The following is a 17,262-nucleotide window of genomic DNA, read 5'->3' as shown; positions in this document are numbered from 1 at the left end:
GCGAGCTTCCTATCCGAAGCTTGCGCGAGGTCGTCATCGACCGCCAAACAGCGGAGAAAAATGCGAAAATAAGAAATTTACACGGAATTCAAAAGGATGGTTGGCGCCATTGCATCGCCAACCCGTGATGGTGTCAGGTCTCTCCGCGCCTGGACGGATCTATTTTGCGGCTTCGACGGAATGCAGCGCCGTTTGAACGGGTGCAGCATTTGCTTCGCCCTTCGCAGCGTCGAGCCGGCCGCGGCCAATGCCGGAATAACTGAGTCCGAGTTCGCGAACGGCATCGGCATCGAAGACGTTCCGCAGGTCGACAATGGTATTGCCGGTCATGCGCGCCTTGAGCGCTTCGAGATTGAGCGCCCGGTACTCGTTCCACTCCGTAACGACGACGAGGACGTCGGCGCCTTCCGCGGCCTGGTCGGCACTATCGCACCAGACGATGCCGGGCAGCAAAGGCTCGGCATGACGCCGGCCCTGCGGATCGCAGGCCCGAATCGTCGCGCCGCGTTCCTGCAGCATGGGCACGATGACGAGGCTCGGCGCGTCGCGCATGTCGTCGGTGTTCGGCTTGAAGGTCAGTCCCAGGACCGCGATCGTCTTGTTGCGAACCGAACCCCCCGCGGCTTCTACGACGCGGATTGCCATGGCGAGCTTGCGCTCGTGGTTGACGCGTTCGACCTGCTCGATGATCGACACCGGCGCTCTCGCCTCCCGTGCGGTCCGGATAAGCGCCGAAACGTCTTTGGGAAAGCAGGAGCCGCCGTAACCCGGACCCGGATGAAGAAACTTGTCGCCGATACGCCGGTCCTTGCCGATTGCAGAGGCAACCTGCTGAACGTCGGCGCCTACGCTCTCGCAGAGATCCGCGATCTCGTTGATGAAGCTGATCTTGAGGGCCAGGAAGGCGTTTGCCGCGTACTTCGCGAGTTCCGCCGATTCGCGCTCGACGAACATCACCGGTGAGCCGCGCAGCGCCAGGGGCTTGTAAAGCCGCTCCATCACGTCGCGCGCACGATCGTCGTCGGTGCCGACGAGAACCCGGTCGGGATGGGTGAAGTCCTGGATCGCCGATCCTTCGCGCAGAAACTCGGGGTTGGAGCAGATGGCAACGTCGGCATCGGGGCGCTTTGCCTTGAGACGGCGCTCGATCTCGCGGCTGGTCCCGACCGGCACGGTGGATTTCGTCGTGACGACCGTGAATCCGTTGAAATGGGGAGCAGCCTCTTCGACGGCTGAGAACACATAGGAAAGGTCGGCATACCCGTCGCCACGCCGCATCGGCGTTCCGACCGCCAGGAAGACAACGTCGGCGTCCGCAACGGCCGGTCCGAGCTTCTCCGTAAACACCAAGCGACCGGCCTTGATGTTTCGCTCCAACAAATCGTCAAGCCCGGGCTCATAGATGGGGGAGCGGCCTGCCTTCAGGTCGGCAAGCCGGTTCGGGTCCTTGTCGACACAGGTAACGGTCCAGCCGAAGTCCGAAAAGCAGGCGGCAGAGACGAGCCCGACATACCCCGCGCCGACCATACAAATCTTCATACTTGAGGTCCCCCTTCCCCTGCTGAATTCGTCGCCGAACCTGACGAGGTGTAGCACCGGAGCGGTATGTGGGAAATTGCCACGGCGGATCGGGCACTCCCCATACCTGTGAGCAAGCCACTGAGCATCAGGAAAAGACTGCAATCCTTAACCGCGTTCAATTGAACGGCGTGATTTCTCACCTTGAATCGGCCTCTCCGGTCGGCGCACCGGTCGGCGATCCAGAGAATCCAGGCGTCCCCTTCGTCGAGATTTCGCCGTCCGCCCCGACTTTATCCCTGACCTCATAAGCATCGAAGTTCTTGTTATTTGACCCGACACCTCGATCAAGGCTTTCATGCGTCTGTCGGCACGCTGCTGTGCTGGCCGCGGTGATTTCGAAAGCGACTTGCGCCGCGTCATCAAACGCTAAGCCCTACGAAATGCTCGTAGGCTCCGCAATGGAGACCGCTATGAAAAACTTAGACCCCCGCTCTAATGCCTCTCGCGCGATGATGATGGGCTGCATGTGTATGCCCGGCTGCTGTTGAGATCACGCAGCCCGGACTGAGCCATTTCAATTGAACAATCGCACTCAAGAGGACGCTGGCGACCGCCGGCAGAGCAAAGACATGTCTAAATCTTACGTCATCGAGGTCGGCGACGACCAGGCAGGACTTATTATCCGTGAAGAAGGAGAACATGAGTATCTCTTCCATGCGGCACTTAACGAATACAGCGCACTCGAAGGGCGCCGCTTCGCAAATCCGCTTCTCGCGGAACGCGCAGCGATCGCTCATTCGGTAAGCCGGCGTCGTCGCCGCGCTTCGGGCCGCGTTGCGGAGGCGTTCGCTCTATGAGCCGAAGCAACAGCACATCCGGCCAGCCGGCGGTCGAGGCACAGCAGGTTACCGATTTGCCGCGACCCGCCACATCGGCCCCGCGGCGGCACTTGACGTTAGTGGTGAACCGCGACTGGGACCTCGACCCCGTTCCCGCGCTCGCGGCGATCGGACCGTCGACAGACTTCTAAGGCGCAGGCTAGCACGCTTGCCGGCGCTTCCTTCCTCCCTGGACCTGCTCGCTCACACTCTGCGATCGGGTTACTTGAGACCGGTGGCTCCATCGGCTGCCGGTCTCTCTTTCATTACCGAGACGGCGTCGCGATGCTGAAAAAGCACGCGATGTCTTCTTCAGTTCTTCGTGCTGAACAACACCCAGTCAAAGAATTCGCTACATAAAAAGGATCTGCATATGACGATCGGGCGGACGATATCGCGGCTTGGTTTGGCGACAGCTCTTCTCGTGGCGGTATCGCCCGGAGCGTTCGCACAATCGAGCATTCTCAATGCTTCGTATGACGTCTCGCGTGAGCTTTACAAAGAAATCAACCCGGCGTTCGTTGCGAGCTGGAAGAAGTCGTCGGGAGGCGACATTGAAGTCAAGCAAGCGCACGGCGGATCGACAAAGCAGGCGCAAGCCGTCGCTGAAGGCCTCGAGGCCGATGTCGTCACGCTCAATCAGCCGACGGACCTCGATTTTCTCGTGAGCAAAGGCGCCGTCGCGAGCGACTGGCGGACGAAATTCCCCAACGGCGCGGCACCCTATACGACCACCACGGTCTTTCTCGTCCGCAAAGGCAATCCAAAGGGCATCGCCGACTGGGATGATCTGGTAAAGTCCGGCACTTCTGTTGTCATTCCCAACCCGAAAACCTCAGGGAACGGACGCTATACGTATCTTGCGGCTTGGGGCTATGCGGTTGACAAGCTCGGTTCAGACGAAAAGGCACGAGAATTCGTCGCCAAGCTTTTCGCCAACGTACCGGTGTTCGATGGTGGCGGACGCGGCGCCACGACAAGCTTTACGCAGCGCGCCATCGGCGACGTTCTGGTGACGTTTGAGAACGAAGCCGCTCTCATCAAGGCAGAGGTCGATGGGCAGAACTTCGACGTCGTTTATCCCTCGCTCAGCGTCGAGGCGGCGCCCCCTATCGCAATCGTCGATACCGTCGTCGCAAAACGCAAGACAGCGGACGTCGCCAAGGCCTATCTCGATTTCCTTTATTCTGACGACGCGCAGAAAATCATAGCCAAGCACCATTTTCGCCCGCGTAACGAAGCCGTGCTGAAGGAAGCGAACCTTCCGGCCATCAAGACCTTCTCGGTCGAAGACAAGCTTGGTCCTTGGGCGACCGTCCAGAAAACACACTTTGCCGATGGCGGCGTCTACGATCAGATTACGACCAAGCAGAATTGATCGAGGCTGCACGCGCCCACGCACACAATTGGCAAGCCGCGACAACCTGCGCGGCTTGCTTCCTCCCATTCAATCCCTCGTCGAAGCTTCAATTGACTGATAGAAGCGCTACGGGACGCAGCCGTTCGTATTAGCGTCGCCGGGACAAGGGAAATGGGGAGAGGTTCCGATGGGTGATCACTTTTGGCCGGCAATGTATCCGGGCCTGATAGTCGGAATCCTCTACGGCTTATCACTGCGTGGAGTATTCAATACGGTCGTCTCCGCGCTCGGCGGTCTGGTGGGCGCGGCTATTGCCTATGCGGGCTTGCTCGCAGTCGACCTTAACGACGGCCTGCCATCGGTAATTAGTTTGGTTGTTGCCGCCTTCGCCGGCGCATACCTTTTGACGAGCGCCGCGCAAAGGGTGCGCGGCCCCGGCGTGAAATCCTGAGCGTCGCTGAACAAGCCCGCGCGAAATGCACCGCTTCCGCGTCGGCTTGCGTTGCCGCGCGGTAGTTTTCCTCTATGTCATAAATGCGTCGCGCAACTGTCGTCGAAATTTCACTGAATCCTGGAATGCAGCGGTTGGATTTTTAACCGGGTAGGTGAGATGGCCGATTTCGTCACGGCGGCGGCTCTAATCTTCTGCGCAGCGGCTACGGCCACACATCTCGTATCGATTGCACTCGCGTTATCGCGCGTTACGTCGTCTCGGAGCCGCCAGCGCGGCCTGAACGTCGAGCCCGTCAGCATCATCCGGCCGGTATGCGGTCTAGATCATTTTGACGAAATGACATTGCGCTCGACCTTTGAGCTCCCCGACAGCGGCTATGAGGTCATTTTCTGCGCCGCCCGCGAAGACGACCCGGCGGTGCCATTCGTCAGGAAACTGATCGCGAAATACCCGCATGTCGAAGCGCGGCTGCTCATCGGTGATGACCGGCCGACAAGCAATCCGAAGCTGAACAATATCGTCAAGGGTTGGGCCGCGGCGCGCTTCCCTTGGATTGTGCTCGCCGACAACAACGTTTTGATGCCCGAGAACTATCTGGGTGATCTCTTCCGCAGCTTCGAGCCGGGCGTCGGTCTGGTTTGCTCGCCGCCCGTCGGCAGCCATCCAATAGGATTTTGGGCCGAACTCGAATGCGCGTTCCTCAATACGTATCAAGCCCGCTGGCAAAGCGCCGCCGACACGATCGGCTTGGGTTTCGCGCAAGGCAAGTCGATGCTTTGGCGCCGCGATATTCTAGATGAGGCGGGTGGCGTCGAAGCGCTGGGCGCCGAGATCGCCGAAGATGCCGCCGCGACGAAGATCGTCCGCGCGCATGGCCTTCGCGTGCGCCTTGTTGATCGCCCGTTCGAGCAGCCGCTGGGTCCGCGATCCGTAAAGCAGGTATGGGCGCGACAAGTGCGCTGGGCGAGATTGCGCCGCGTAACCTTCCCGGTTTTCTACGCGCCGGAAATTCTTTCTGGCAGCATGCTTCCGATCGCATCGGGCTTCGCGGCTGCTTCGAGCGTCGGCCTTGATCCGCTGACGGTGCTCGCCGGCCTGCTTGTTGTCTGGTACGGAGCCGAAGCGCTTTTGGCGCGCGTGGCAGGCTGGCACTTGAAATGGCCGTCCCCCCTCGCGTGGATGCTGCGCGATGCATTGCTCCCGCTCCTTTGGGTCGAAGGTTGGGCGGGAGATACGTTCGTTTGGCGCGGCAACGACATGAGCGTCGCCAAAGCGGACGCAGCGAATTCGAGCCGCGAACTCGCCGTCACGACGAAAAGCATGTAGGGCGACAGCCGCGAAGTCCTACTTCGTGAGCGCCAAGGCCGGATCCGGTGAGAGGCCGACCGTGCCTCCTTCAAAGCCAGCCGCGTCGAAATATTTGGTCTCGCCCACTACCTGATAATTGAGGATCGTCCGCAGGCCAGAAGGCGACGGCCCAGAAGCGATCGTCTTGCGCTCCCATGTCGGCACGGCACCCTCCGGCAACGCTTCCGTCAGCGCTCTGCCGACGAGCTTGCCTTGACTTTCCGGCTTCATCCCGAGGATCTGAGCGACCGTCTGCCCGATGTCGGCATTGCTCGCAGGTGCCTCGCTGACGAAGCCCTTCTTGAAGCTTGGACCGAACGCCGCCATGAAATTGGCGGTATCGGCACGGCTGAAGCTGCCGTGCATTCCTTGGCCTTGCTGCAGACCGGTGTCGGCGACCTCGGCGGTGCAAAGAACCGGTTGTGCGCATCCCGTCGAGAAGCTTTTGAAATTGACGACGATCGATGGTCGCGGCATCAGCGACGAGCCCTGGAGGTTGATCGCGCTTAACGGCAACGTCCCGGCAAAAGTGCCGAGGCTATCGTCGACAAATAGCCCGCTGACATAGTCCTGCGCGAGCAGCGCATCGATTGTCTTCTTGACGAGTCCGGAGTCACCGCTCGGAATATAGATGAGATCTGACCCGCCGTTTGCCGCGATGACAACCTTCGGCGCGTTCGCATCTTCGCCGATCAAGCCGTCTCCGTTTTTCGGATGCGTTCCGCTCTCGACTTTGGCGTTCCCGGCTTCGGCATCGTAAAGCGGAAGGTTGAGCGCCGCCGCAATGTCGATCGCCAGAAATCCCGGAGGCAACATACCTGCAGGCACGTCTGCATAGCTGGCGCGAGCGGCAGTACTCGTTTCGCTCTGTTTCGAGATCGTCGAGAAGCCGTGGTCCGCCGAGACGACGATATCGGTCGTGTCGGAAAGCCCAAGGTCGTCGAGCGTTCGCCGGATCACCGCGAGGTTCGAGTCGGCATTGCGGATTGCCGCCATGGACGTCGGTCCGTTGATACCGGGCTCGAGCTTCAACAGGCTGTCGCCCTGGTTATGCTGCGTACCATCCGGATCGCGCGACCAGAAGACGACGACGAACGGCTTTCCGTCGGATTTGAATTTCGGCAGAACGACCCTTGTCAGAGCCGCAGTGAAATACCCCTGCTGAACGACATTGGCGTCTTCGTGCCGGGCTCGTGGGAATTTCCGCTCTCTTTGTTCGTAAGCCGGCTGGGAGCTTCCGTTGGCAGTCCTTGTGCCTTGAGACCGTCGCTTACCCATGACGCGAGCGGAATACCAGCCGGCGTCCCCGTCGCATCATCCACGATGACACTTTCGCCGCCACCGCGCGACGTGTGATCGAAAACGAGTGTCGGGCCGATCTTGCCGATCGCAGCGGTGTTAAACCCGGCGCGATGCGCAACGTGAAGGATCGTCTCCTCGTCGATGAAGTTGCCGGCAAAATGCTCGTCGATGTCGCCAATCACGCCATCGTTCTCGATGAAGGCCATTCGCGCCGACGCCGCCGTACGGATCGGGAAGCCCGCGTAAAGTACATTTCCGAAAATGCTGGTGTCGCCGAGATAGTGTCCGGTCGCCATGCCGCTGGAGTTCGGCATCGTGAACGTCGGAAAAAGTGAATGGCTGTTGGCGAAGTTGACGCCCTTGTCCCGGATGTCGGCAAGCGTCGGAGCAGTCTCCGGCGTCACGATTCCTGCGCGCAGGCCGTCCGGAACAAACAGCACGACGTTGTGCCGGGGCGCGTCCGCAAAAGCGGGGACTGTACTCGCGAGTACGGCCAGACATGCAAACGCGATAAAATATTTTGTCTTCATCTTCGCTCACTCATTCGAACGGAAAATTGCATTTTTTATATCGATAAGCCCGCGAGCGTAACGCCCGACAATGAACCTCTGATGTCGGGCACGTCATCGCGAAACGGCGGGAACCGGGCAGTCAAACAGTTCAGGCTTCCGCACCGCTCTCCCACGGATGGAAATATCCGCTCGATTATGCCACAAGACGCGCCTCAATAGCAGGCATAGGGGGCCGCGTGCGGTTTCTCGTTTTTCAGCACATTGCGTGCGAGCATCCTGGCATCTTCCGTAAGTTCTTTGCCGCCGATGGCATTTCATGGGACGCTGTCGAACTCGACGAGGGCGAGCCCATTCCCGCACTCGAGAACTATGATGCGCTTTGGGTGATGGGCGGCCCCATGGACGTGTGGGACATCGAGGAATGCCCGTGGCTCATCGAGGAAAAGCGTGCGATCCGGCGCTGGGTTCGCGACCTCGGCCGTCCTTTTGTCGGGCTGTGCCTCGGGCACCAGCTCCTCGCCGATGCGCTGGGCGGCACATGCGGACCGCAACGTCCTTCTGAAATCGGCGTACTCGACGTCGCGCTGACGCCCGAGGCCGGCAGCGATCCGGTGTTCGGTGATCTGCCAAAGTGGTTCAAAGCGGTCCAATGGCATTCAGTACGCGTGGCTCAACCGCCGGAAGGCGCTGTCGTGCTCGCGCAATCGGACGTGTGCCCGTGTCAGGCAATGCGCGTCGGTCGCAATGCCTGGAGCATGCAGTACCACGTCGAGATCGAGGAAAATACGATCGCGGACTGGGGCAATATCCCCGCGTACGCCGCGGCTTTGGAGCGAACGCACGGACCGGGCGCACTGCCGCGCATGGCCGAGACCGCGAAACCTCACATGGCAAATTTCTCCGCCGACGCAGAAAAACTCTATCGCAACTTCATGCGCGAAATCAGTTCGCGCTAACGCCTCGCCAAAATTATCAGCGCTCCGCGCGGTGCCTCCGGCGAAATCGATTTTATCCAGAATGCTCCAAATCCGTTGCGTTCACTGATTGCTGTGATAGCTTGAAATACCGCTGATTTAGCGGCCTAATTGGTTGTGATTGGTACAGGGGTTCGCATGTCCGGATCGGGCACCGCGCAACTAACCGGAGCCGCAGCAGACGGAAATGTCTGCAGCGCCTGGCTATGTCCCAGGCGCGATCCACTTTTCGGAATTCTGCTGATCGTTTAGCGCCACGCGCCGGAGACCCGGTTCGTGGCGTTTGTCGTTTTATCACATCGCACGCGGATCAATCTCAAGCATCGGGGGATGCGTATGGCAGCGACTTACGAACCAGCCACCGGGGCAGATTCCGGCAACACACTTCATCGAGCCATCGATTGGCGGGGCGCCTTCTGGGTGGCGAGCGGCGTACCCGCTCTCGTCCTCTTCTCGATTGGCGGCATCGCCGGCACCGCAGGCAAGCTCGCCTTCGTTGTCTGGACGGTCTCCATGATCATGGGGTTCTTGCAGTCCTTCACCTACGCAGAGATAGCTGGGCTTTTTCCCAATAAATCCGGCGGTGCTTCGGTCTATGGCGCGACGGCCTGGCTCCGCTATTCCAAACTGATCGCGCCCTTATCGGTGTGGTGTAACTGGTTCGCGTGGTCGCCGGTTCTATCCCTCGGATGCGCAATCGCAGCCGGCTATATCTTGAATGCCGTCGCGCCGATTCCGGCCTTCACTGAGCAATCGCCGGAAGTCATCGCTTGGCTCGCTGATCCCGCGAATACCGGCAAAGCCGCAGCCGACGCCATCACGGCCGTGACCGCGGTCCACACGCCAGCTATTCAATCGTTCAATGCGCTGAGCGTTGCAGTGCCGGGGCTTGGAACGCTGAACTTCAACTCTTCGTTCTTCATCGGCGCCGTATTGATGTTGATCGTCTTCGCCATTCAGCATCGTGGCATCCTCGGCACCGCGAACGCGCAAAAGTACATCGGCCTCCTCGTCATTATCCCGATGTTGATCGTCGGAATCGTCCCGCTCATCAACGGCCAGTTCCACGCGTCGAATGTTGCTGGACCATATCTCCCGGGTGTTGGCGACAACGTCGGATGGACGCTCTTTCTCGGCGCTATGTTCATCGCCGCGTGGTCCACCTACGCGTTCGAAACGGCGATCTGCTATACGCGGGAATTCCGCAATCCTCGAACCGACACGTTCAAGGCGATCTTCTATTCCGGGCTCCTTTGCCTTCTGCTCTACATCCTCGTGCCTTTCACGTTTCAGGGCGTTCTCGGCGTCGATGGAATGAAGGACCCGGGCATCGTGGCGGGCACGGGTGTGGCCGACGCCATGGCCAACATGGTCGCCAGCGGCAACGCGTTCATCAAAGAAGTGTTCGTTGCACTTATGATCCTGGCGCTCGTCCTCGCGATCATGACGGCAATGGCCGGATCATCGCGCACGCTCTATCAGGGCTCGGTCGACGGGTGGCTGCCGCGCTATCTCAGCCATACCAACGAGCATGGTGCACCAACACGCGCCATGTGGACTGACCTTGTCTTCAACCTCTTTCTGCTCGCGATCGCATCCGACTCGGGCGGCTACTTCTTCATCCTCGCCGTATCGAACGTCGGCTACATCATCTTCAACTTCCTGAACCTCAATGCGGGCTGGATGCATCGCGTCGATAGCGGCCATCTCGACCGCCCCTATCGCGCGCCGACGTGGCTGATCGGATTGAATACGGTTCTCGCATTCGTCAATGCGCTCTTCATGGGCGCCGGTGCGAAAGTCTGGGGCTATTCGAACGCGCTCTTGGTCGGCTTCATCTTTGCAGGCCTCATCATCCCAGTCTTCGCCTTCCGGCACTACGTCCAAGACAAAGGCCAATTCCCGAAAGGCGCGCTCGAAGATTTGGGATTGACCGGTCAGGACCTCGGCGAGCGGAAAGCCGGCATACTTCCTTACTTGGCGCTGCTCGGCGGCCTCGCCGTCGTGCTCGTTGCGAATTGGTACTTCCAGATGCCGCCATCGTGACGGAGGTCGGGCTGAGTTAGCGGCAACACGTCTTGCGAAGGGGTCGAACGGCAGACCCTCACACCATCGCGAATGATGAAATTCGCGATGCGCTGATGCGCGCGGAATTCCACACTGACAGTTTTCTTTTAACGAAAGGGGGAACGCGAATTGCTCGAACTGTGCTGCCAGAATAATCGCCGATTGCCTTGAATTTGGCCTTGTACGGATCAGGTCATCAGCAGCATAGTTCAAAAATTATCACTCACAGGAAAAACCGGGCGATGCCGATTTCCTTACTTTGATGTCAACAAAGTTGGCTTGGAGGCTAACCAATGTACCGTTCTGTCAAACGTGTTTTGACCGGTGGAGCTTGCGCTGCGTTGCTGTCTTTGACGGGCCTGCCTCTAGCCATGGCGGCACCCGAATCCAATGACCCGATCAAGATCGCGCTCTTCGATTGGACGAGCGTCAATCTCAACGCCAAAATCCTCGGCGGCATTCTCACCAAGCTCGGCTACAACGTCGAATATCCGACGGCTGACTATCTTTCGAGCCTGACCACAGGTCTCACCAACGGCGACATCGATATCGGCGTCGAATTTTGGGATACGACGGCGGCCGAGGCCATGAAGGCTTCCGACGCGACGGGTCAGACCGAGCGTCTCGGCTCGCTTGGCCCCAAGGCAAAGGAAGAGTGGTGGTATCCGCTCTACATGAAGGAAAAGTGCCCGGGGTTGCCCGATTGGAAGGCGCTGAAAGATCCCAAATGCGCGGCGGCATTTTCAACCGCTGATACGGCGCCCAAGGGTCGGTATCTCGGTGGACCCGTAACGTGGGAAGGATTCGATGATGAGCGTGTCGAAGCGCTAGGTCTTCCGTTCACCGTCGTGCACGCGGGAACCGACGGCGCGATGTTCGCGGAGCTTGATTCTGCATATCAACGCAAAGCGCCGATCCTGCTGTGGATTTACTCGCCACACTGGGCGCCTGCGAAATATCAAGGCGAATGGGTGCAATTCCCCGAGTTCGAAGCGGCCTGCTACACCGATCCGAAGTGGGGCGTTAATCCGGACAAGAAATACGATTGCGGTAAGCCGCACGGCGAAATCTGGAAGTACTCCTGGAAGGGTCTGAAGGATAAGTGGCCCGGCGCATACAAGGTCGCCAAGGCGTACACGATCGACGTCAACGAATTGAACAAGATGTCGGGTCAAGTCGATCTCGATGGCAAATCGATTGACGATGTTGCCGCCGAATGGATCGCCGCCAATGAGGCGAAGTGGAAGGAATGGGCGAAGTAAGAACCGGATTTTTCTTTGCCGCACGTACTGAAACGACCAGAACCGGCGGCCTTTGCCAAGGCTGTCCGGTTCTCTTTGTTTAGAAGCAAATCCCAAGCGAGCGCATGAGGCAATTTGGAATGAACGATCAAGCGCCGATGCGCAAAGAAGCGGAACTGACCGAAGACGACCGGCCGGTGAAGCTGCGTTGCAAGAATGTCTGGAAGGTATTTGGCGCCGGAGCTGCGAAGTTTCTTGCCGATCGCGCGGCCGTGGTGACGTCGGAAAATCTCAGCGAGGCAAAGCTCGTCGGCGCCGTGCGGAATGCCTCGATCGAAGTGAGGCGCGGTGAAATTTTCATTGTCATGGGCCTGTCCGGATCGGGGAAGTCCACACTTGTACGCTGCCTTTCGCGTCTCATCGAGCCGACATGGGGAAGTGTCGAGCTCGACGGCATGGATCTGCTCAAAGCAAAGCCCGACGAGCTCATCGAAATTCGCCGCCACCGCATGGGTATGGTGTTTCAGCACTTCGCGCTGCTGCCGCATCTGACAGTGCTCGAGAATATCGCGTTTCCATTGTCGGTGCAGGGCGTGGACCGCAAAACGCGTGAAGCCCGAGCCCGTAAAGTCATCGAACTTGTCGGCCTCAATGGCCGTGAGCAGTTCTATCCGCGAGAGCTGTCAGGCGGCCAGCAGCAACGTGTCGGCATCGCACGAAGCCTCTGCGTCGAACCGGAGATCTGGTTTCTGGACGAACCGTTCTCGGCGCTCGATCCGCTCATTCGCAGGGAGATGCAAACGGAACTTCTTCGCTTGCAGAGCGTGCTGAAGAAAACGATTGTATTCATTACGCACGACTTCGACGAGGCGATCCGGCTGGCCGATCGCATCGCCATCATGAAGGACGGCGAGATAATTCAAACCGGCACCCCCGAAGAACTCGTCCTGCACCCGGCGACGGATTATGTCGCGGAATTCACACGCGACGTGCAGCGCGCCAAGGTTATGTCGGCTGCCCGCCTGATGCAGCCCGTATCGCCGTCTGCGGATTACGGTGGAACGGTGCAGGCAACAGATAAAGTGTCGACGTTCTCTGCGCGCATCGTCGGCGTCCGGAAAAACTTTCTAGTGACCGGAGCCGACGGCAAGCCACTGGGAGAAGTGACGCCGGACGCGGTCATCGATTTGCTCGCCGATCGTGATCTGACGCGCGAGGAACGCATATGACCGTCGCCGATACGTCCATAACGGCGCGGCCCGCCCAGATATCCTCCTGGACGCTCATATGGATCGCGGCCGTCACCGTCGTTGCAATTCTCTACATGATGCCCGGCATCGCACCTTGGGCTGTCAAATATCCCTCCGACGCCGTCATCCCGATCTCTGACTGGATCTCCGCGTTCATGGCGTGGGTGAAAGCCAATTTCACGTGGTTGACTCGAGGCATAACGGACATCGTCAACGTTCCTCTTCAGTGGGCCATCTCTCTGCTCGCAAAGGGCTGGAAATTCGGCTACGGCCCCGACGCACTCGTGCTTCCTCGCCTATCGTGGATTGGTATCTGCGCCGCGTTCGCCCTCGCAGGCTTTGCCTTCGGTGGCGGCAGGCTCGCCGCACTCGCGGCGGGCTGCATGATCTACATCGCGCTTTTCGGACAGTGGGATAGCGCCATGCTTACGCTGGCGCTCATTGCAATCAGCGTCCCGCTTTGCGTCGTCATCGGGCTCGGGCTCGGCATCGTCGCCTTTCGTAAGCCTTGGTTCGATCGCGCCATCATTCAGCCGATGCTCGATCTGATGCAGACGATGCCGACATTCGCCTATCTCATCCCGATGTTGCTCCTGTTCGGCAACAGCCCGGTGTCCGGCATGCTTGCAACGGCGATATTCGCCATGCCGCCGATGGTGCGCGCGACGGTGCTGGCGCTGAAGCGGGTGCCACACGAGATCGACGATTTCGGCGAGATGGTTGGATGCACTGAGCGCCAGAAGCTGCTGAAGGTCCTGCTGCCGTCCGGCCGCCCGACGCTGATGGTCGGCGTCAATCAGGTCATTATGCTTGCGCTGAACATGGTCATCATTTCCTCGATGATCGGCGCAGGCGGCCTCGGCTACGACGTCTTGCTCGCTCTTCGGGCTTTGAAGATTGGGCAGGGCATGGAAGCAGGCCTCGCGATCGTCGCGCTCGCCATCGTGCTGGATCGACTGAGCCAGGCGGCCGCGCGCCAGCGGCCGTCCGTCCACGTCGCCGATCAGAATTTCGTGCACCGGTATCCAATGCTGACGGCCGCGGTCGCCGTTCTTGCTGGCACAACCTTGTTGAGCCTTTTCCTGCCTGCGTTCGCGTCAGTCCCGGCCGCTATCAAGATGTCGACCGCGCCGTGGTGGAAGGCCGTCGTCGATTGGGTGAATATCCATTTCTTCGATGCCATCGAAGCCTTCCGGACAATTCTATTGCTCTATGTCCTCAATCCGATCCGGGATTTTCTTGTCGAATTCCCTTGGCTCGGAATGGTCCTTCTGGTGGGCCTCGCCGGTTATCGCCTTTCCGGTCCGCGTCTCGCCGTGCTCGTCGTTTTGATGACGGCTTTCTGCGCCGCGACCGGGCTTTGGGAAAAATCGATGGCGACCCTGTATTTGTGTGGCGTATCGGCGGTGATAGCCGCGATATTCGGCATAGCGCTCGGCATCGCGGCGTCTCGAAGCGATCGTTTTGCCGCCTTCCTCATGCCGATTTGCGACACGCTGCAGACGCTTCCGTCCTTCTGCTTCATCATTCCGGTGGTGATGCTGTTCCGCGTGGGTGACGTGACGGCAATGATCGCAACCGTCCTTTTCGCGATTGTCCCCGCAATCCGCTATACGAACCACGGCATTCGGCAGATCCCCGAAAGCCTCATCGAAGCGGCGACCGTATCGGGCTGCACGCCCCGTCAGATGTTTTGGCGGGTTCAGCTGCCGCTGGCGCTGCCGGAAATCATGCTGGGATTGAACCAGACCGTGCTGCTCGCACTCAGCATGATCATCATTTGCGCGATGATCGGAACGCGGGATCTTGGACAGGAAGTGTTCATTGCTCTCGCAAAAGCCGACGCCGGGCGAGGCCTCACTGCTGGCTTTGCCATCGCTTTCATCGGCATCGTCGCCGACCGCCTTCTCAGGGCATCGACCGATCGATTGCAGTCGCGGCTGGGCCTCGTCTAAGAGGCCTAACCGCAGCTCCGGGTTTACTGAAGCACGCGCTCGATGGCGATGGCGGTAGCTTCGCCGCCGCCGATGCAGGCGGACGCGATTCCCTTGGTGACGCCCCGATGCTCGAGCGCGTGAAGCAGCGTCACGATGAGTCGCGCGCCTGTCGCGCCAATCGGATGCCCGAGGGCACATGCGCCACCGTTCACGTTGAGCTTGTCGCGCGGGATCGAAAGTTCTTTCTGCGCAGCCATGGCAACCGCCGCGAAGGCTTCGTTGATCTCATAAAGATCGACATCGCCCGCAGCCCATCCGGCCTTGGCGAGAACTTTGCGCATCGCCGGTATCGGAGCCGTCGTGAACCACGCCGGTTCCTGACTGTGCGTCGCGTGGGCGCGGATCTCCGCAAGAATGGGAAGTCCTTCACGCTCGGCGATCGAACGGCGCGTGAGAACCAGCGCGGCGGCGCCATCGGCATTCGCTGAGGCGCTCGCAGCGGTGATCGTTCCGTTTGGCCGGAAAGCCGGCTTCAATTTCGCGATCTTCTCCGGCGAAACCTTCAGCGGGTTCTCGTCGTCCGAAATGACTTTTTCGCCATCCTTGGCCGCAATTTTAATGGGCGCAATCTCAGCTTTGAACGCCCCGCCTTGCACCGCCGCTCGCGCTCGCGTCAAAGTCTCGACCGCGAACGCGTCCTGGTCTGCACGTGTGAACTGGTAGGCTTCCGCGGTGGCTTCACCGAAATCGCCCATGCTCCGGCCTTTTTCATAAGCGTCTTCGAGGCCGTCGAGCAGCATGTGATCCAAGACCTGCCCATGGCCCATGCGGAAACCGGTGCGCGCCTTCTCGAGAAGATACGGCGCGTTCGACATGGACTCCATGCCACCTGAAACGATGATATCCGCAGAACCGGCCACCAGGAGATCATGGGCAAGAAACGTTGCCTTCATCCCGGACCCGCAAACCTTGTTGATCGTCGTCGCGCCGGTCGCATCGGGAAGCCCGGCAGCCCTCGCAGCCTGACGCGCCGGAGCTTGGCCCTGGCCGGCGGTCAACACATTACCGAAAACGACTTCGTCGACTTTCTCAGGTGAGAGATTCGCGCGTTCGAGCGCCGAGCGGATTGCATGCGCGCCGAGTTCTGACGCCCGGAGAGGCGCGAGGTCCCCCAAGAAGCGGCCTAACGGCGTCCTGACCGCAGATACGATGACGATTGGGTCTTGCGACATCTCTTGGATCCTCCCTCGATTGGCTATGCATGCCGTGAAGAATAATATATGATGATCGTCATTAAATAAGGCGAGGCCCGCCGCAACGCCGATGTTGCCGCACCCGGTTTGCCGGGAATGCGCGGGTTGGCAGCCGCCTCGACACAGCGATGACTTGTGCTAATCAAGGCGCGGGTGGAACCACGCCAATAATGAAAATATATCCCCGGCAGCCGGAAAGTCGGATGCGCGGGGCCGAAGGAGGAAAATTATGCCGCGGGTATCGCGCAAGCAGGCGGATCAGCACCGGAAAGACGTTCTCGACGCTGCGTCCCGGCTTTTTCTCGAGCACGGCATTGACGGCGTCAGCGTTCCCGATGTGATGGCTGAAGCCGGCCTCACCCACGGCGGCTTTTACGGACATTTCAGTTCGAAGGAGGCGCTCGTAGCGGAAGCATGCGCGAAGGCCTTCGAAGATCGGCGTAGCACTTACGAAGGGTTCATCGAGCGAAACGGCTCGGACCGGAAGGCAGCGCGAGCCGAGTTCATCAAGCGCTATGCATCAAAAAATCACCGCGACTCCGTTGGTCTTGGCTGTCCCGCAGCTGCGATGTGCGGCGACCTCGCGCGCAAAAATCCGAGAGGACCAGTGCGCGCCGCGTTCGCGACGGCAATGGACACGCTGGTCGATAGGCTTGCCCCTGTATTGTCAGGAAAAAAGAAAGCCGCGACACGTGAAGAAACTCTGGCGCAGCTCTCGATGCTCGTCGGCGGACTGGTGCTCGCGCGGTCGACCAAAGGTCACCCCATTTCGGATGAGATTTTACAGTCCGTCCGATCCGCGCTCATCGACGAATAGTCTTCGCCGACACGTTCTCGGTCGGCCGGTATTTGCCGATGTATTGCGCCGGCCGAGACATGGATCCAGAGGATCCCATTTACTTTCCAGCGAGAAGCCGGTTTTATTCTGAAAAGGGACGTGAGCAGATGAAATTCTGGGTCGCTCCCGCTGTCGAAAATTTTATTTAATTTTGCGATAGCTGGAACCGCCTTAGGTATTTGGAACGGATCGTCTGGAACAAGCTATACTAGCTCTCAAATGTCCAACCAAAGGTTGCCAAGTCATGGTCAATGGAGTGGCCACGCATCGAAGCCACCACCGGGCGAGAGAGACCGCCGATAGGTTGGCCGCTGCGGTATCCGAACAG

General features: G+C 59.5%; 13 protein-coding genes and 1 pseudogene. 11 read left to right on the top strand and 3 right to left on the bottom strand.

Features of this window, described 5'->3' with window-relative positions:
- Positions 1 to 159: 159 nt before the first annotated feature.
- Complete coding sequence (locus BM399_RS14895; protein ID WP_092868548.1) at positions 160 to 1,539, bottom strand: UDP-glucose dehydrogenase family protein; 1,380 nt, start codon at positions 1,537 to 1,539, stop codon at positions 160 to 162.
- A 611-nt stretch (positions 1,540 to 2,150) separates the two neighbouring features.
- Between BM399_RS14895 and BM399_RS14890 the strand changes: the two genes are divergently transcribed.
- The 5 genes from BM399_RS14890 (at position 2,151) to BM399_RS14875 (ending at position 5,539) form a co-directional block, all read left to right on the top strand.
- Positions 2,151 to 2,378 carry a hypothetical protein gene (locus BM399_RS14890; protein WP_092869124.1) on the top strand — a complete coding sequence of 76 codons (228 nt, stop codon included), beginning with the start codon at positions 2,151 to 2,153 and terminating at the stop codon, positions 2,376 to 2,378.
- Positions 2,375 to 2,551 carry a hypothetical protein gene (locus tag BM399_RS21235; RefSeq protein WP_177228180.1) on the top strand — a complete coding sequence of 59 codons (177 nt, stop codon included), beginning with the start codon at positions 2,375 to 2,377 and terminating at the stop codon, positions 2,549 to 2,551. Before BM399_RS14890 ends, BM399_RS21235 begins: the two co-directional genes overlap by 4 nt.
- Positions 2,552 to 2,772: 221 nt before the next feature.
- Positions 2,773 to 3,777, top strand: coding sequence for a sulfate ABC transporter substrate-binding protein (locus tag BM399_RS14885; protein WP_092868547.1), 1,005 nt, complete (start codon positions 2,773 to 2,775; stop codon positions 3,775 to 3,777).
- Between the two features lie 169 nt (positions 3,778 to 3,946).
- Entirely contained in the window at positions 3,947 to 4,210 is a 264-nt protein-coding gene (locus BM399_RS14880; protein ID WP_092868546.1) for a hypothetical protein, read from the top strand.
- A gap of 159 nt (positions 4,211 to 4,369) precedes the next feature.
- Positions 4,370 to 5,539, top strand: a complete 1,170-nt coding sequence (locus BM399_RS14875) for a ceramide glucosyltransferase (protein ID WP_092868545.1) — start codon at positions 4,370 to 4,372, stop codon at positions 5,537 to 5,539.
- Positions 5,540 to 5,557: 18 nt separating this feature from the next.
- Here the strand turns inward: BM399_RS14875 and BM399_RS14870 are convergent.
- Positions 5,558 to 7,392 (bottom strand): annotated as a pseudogene (locus tag BM399_RS14870) (alkaline phosphatase family protein).
- A gap of 218 nt (positions 7,393 to 7,610) precedes the next feature.
- Here BM399_RS14870 and BM399_RS14865 point away from each other — a divergent pair.
- The 5 genes from BM399_RS14865 (at position 7,611) to BM399_RS14845 (ending at position 14,861) form a co-directional block, all read left to right on the top strand.
- The gene (locus BM399_RS14865) at positions 7,611 to 8,330 is read left to right on the top strand and encodes a type 1 glutamine amidotransferase (RefSeq protein WP_092868544.1); all 720 of its coding nucleotides are present in this window, start codon (positions 7,611 to 7,613) and stop codon (positions 8,328 to 8,330) included.
- A gap of 354 nt (positions 8,331 to 8,684) precedes the next feature.
- Positions 8,685 to 10,394 carry a trimethylamine N-oxide permease gene (locus tag BM399_RS14860; RefSeq protein WP_092868543.1) on the top strand — a complete coding sequence of 570 codons (1,710 nt, stop codon included), beginning with the start codon at positions 8,685 to 8,687 and terminating at the stop codon, positions 10,392 to 10,394.
- 314 nt (positions 10,395 to 10,708) lie between these two features.
- The gene (locus tag BM399_RS14855; RefSeq protein ID WP_092868542.1) at positions 10,709 to 11,677 is read left to right on the top strand and encodes an ABC transporter substrate-binding protein; all 969 of its coding nucleotides are present in this window, start codon (positions 10,709 to 10,711) and stop codon (positions 11,675 to 11,677) included.
- A gap of 119 nt (positions 11,678 to 11,796) precedes the next feature.
- The gene (locus BM399_RS14850) at positions 11,797 to 12,885 is read left to right on the top strand and encodes a quaternary amine ABC transporter ATP-binding protein (RefSeq protein ID WP_092868541.1); all 1,089 of its coding nucleotides are present in this window, start codon (positions 11,797 to 11,799) and stop codon (positions 12,883 to 12,885) included.
- The gene (locus BM399_RS14845; protein WP_092868540.1) at positions 12,882 to 14,861 is read left to right on the top strand and encodes an ABC transporter permease; all 1,980 of its coding nucleotides are present in this window, start codon (positions 12,882 to 12,884) and stop codon (positions 14,859 to 14,861) included. Before BM399_RS14850 ends, BM399_RS14845 begins: the two co-directional genes overlap by 4 nt.
- Before the next feature lie 23 nt (positions 14,862 to 14,884).
- Here the strand turns inward: BM399_RS14845 and BM399_RS14840 are convergent, their stop codons facing one another.
- Positions 14,885 to 16,075, bottom strand: coding sequence for an acetyl-CoA C-acyltransferase (locus BM399_RS14840; RefSeq protein WP_092868539.1), 1,191 nt, complete (start codon positions 16,073 to 16,075; stop codon positions 14,885 to 14,887).
- Positions 16,076 to 16,325: 250 nt separating this feature from the next.
- On the opposite strand from BM399_RS14840, the gene BM399_RS14835 reads away from it, so the two are divergent.
- A complete protein-coding gene (locus BM399_RS14835) occupies positions 16,326 to 16,913 on the top strand; it encodes a TetR/AcrR family transcriptional regulator (protein ID WP_092868538.1) in 588 nt (195 codons plus the stop codon).
- Positions 16,914 to 17,262 lie beyond the last annotated feature (349 nt).

The organism is Hyphomicrobium facile, from assembly GCF_900116175.1.
Classification (GTDB): domain Bacteria; phylum Pseudomonadota; class Alphaproteobacteria; order Rhizobiales; family Hyphomicrobiaceae; genus Hyphomicrobium_B; species Hyphomicrobium_B facile.
The sequence above is the reverse complement of the archived record's forward strand: the minus strand, read 5'-3'. Positions and strand labels throughout refer to the sequence as shown.

Bases quoted from the DNA above. Each gene is read 5' to 3' on its own strand.
- BM399_RS14895 (WP_092868548.1), bottom strand. From the start codon at position 1,539: ATGAAGATTTGTATGGTCGGCGCGGGGTATGTCGGGCTCGTCTCTGCC.
- BM399_RS14890 (WP_092869124.1), top strand. From the start codon at position 2,151: ATGTCTAAATCTTACGTCATCGAGGTCGGCGACGACCAGGCAGGACTT.
- BM399_RS21235 (WP_177228180.1), top strand. From the start codon at position 2,375: ATGAGCCGAAGCAACAGCACATCCGGCCAGCCGGCGGTCGAGGCACAG.
- BM399_RS14885 (WP_092868547.1), top strand. From the start codon at position 2,773: ATGACGATCGGGCGGACGATATCGCGGCTTGGTTTGGCGACAGCTCTT.
- BM399_RS14880 (WP_092868546.1), top strand. From the start codon at position 3,947: ATGGGTGATCACTTTTGGCCGGCAATGTATCCGGGCCTGATAGTCGGA.
- BM399_RS14875 (WP_092868545.1), top strand. From the start codon at position 4,370: ATGGCCGATTTCGTCACGGCGGCGGCTCTAATCTTCTGCGCAGCGGCT.
- BM399_RS14860 (WP_092868543.1), top strand. From the start codon at position 8,685: ATGGCAGCGACTTACGAACCAGCCACCGGGGCAGATTCCGGCAACACA.
- BM399_RS14855 (WP_092868542.1), top strand. From the start codon at position 10,709: ATGTACCGTTCTGTCAAACGTGTTTTGACCGGTGGAGCTTGCGCTGCG.
- BM399_RS14850 (WP_092868541.1), top strand. From the start codon at position 11,797: ATGAACGATCAAGCGCCGATGCGCAAAGAAGCGGAACTGACCGAAGAC.
- BM399_RS14845 (WP_092868540.1), top strand. From the start codon at position 12,882: ATGACCGTCGCCGATACGTCCATAACGGCGCGGCCCGCCCAGATATCC.
- BM399_RS14840 (WP_092868539.1), bottom strand. From the start codon at position 16,075: ATGTCGCAAGACCCAATCGTCATCGTATCTGCGGTCAGGACGCCGTTA.
- BM399_RS14835 (WP_092868538.1), top strand. From the start codon at position 16,326: ATGCCGCGGGTATCGCGCAAGCAGGCGGATCAGCACCGGAAAGACGTT.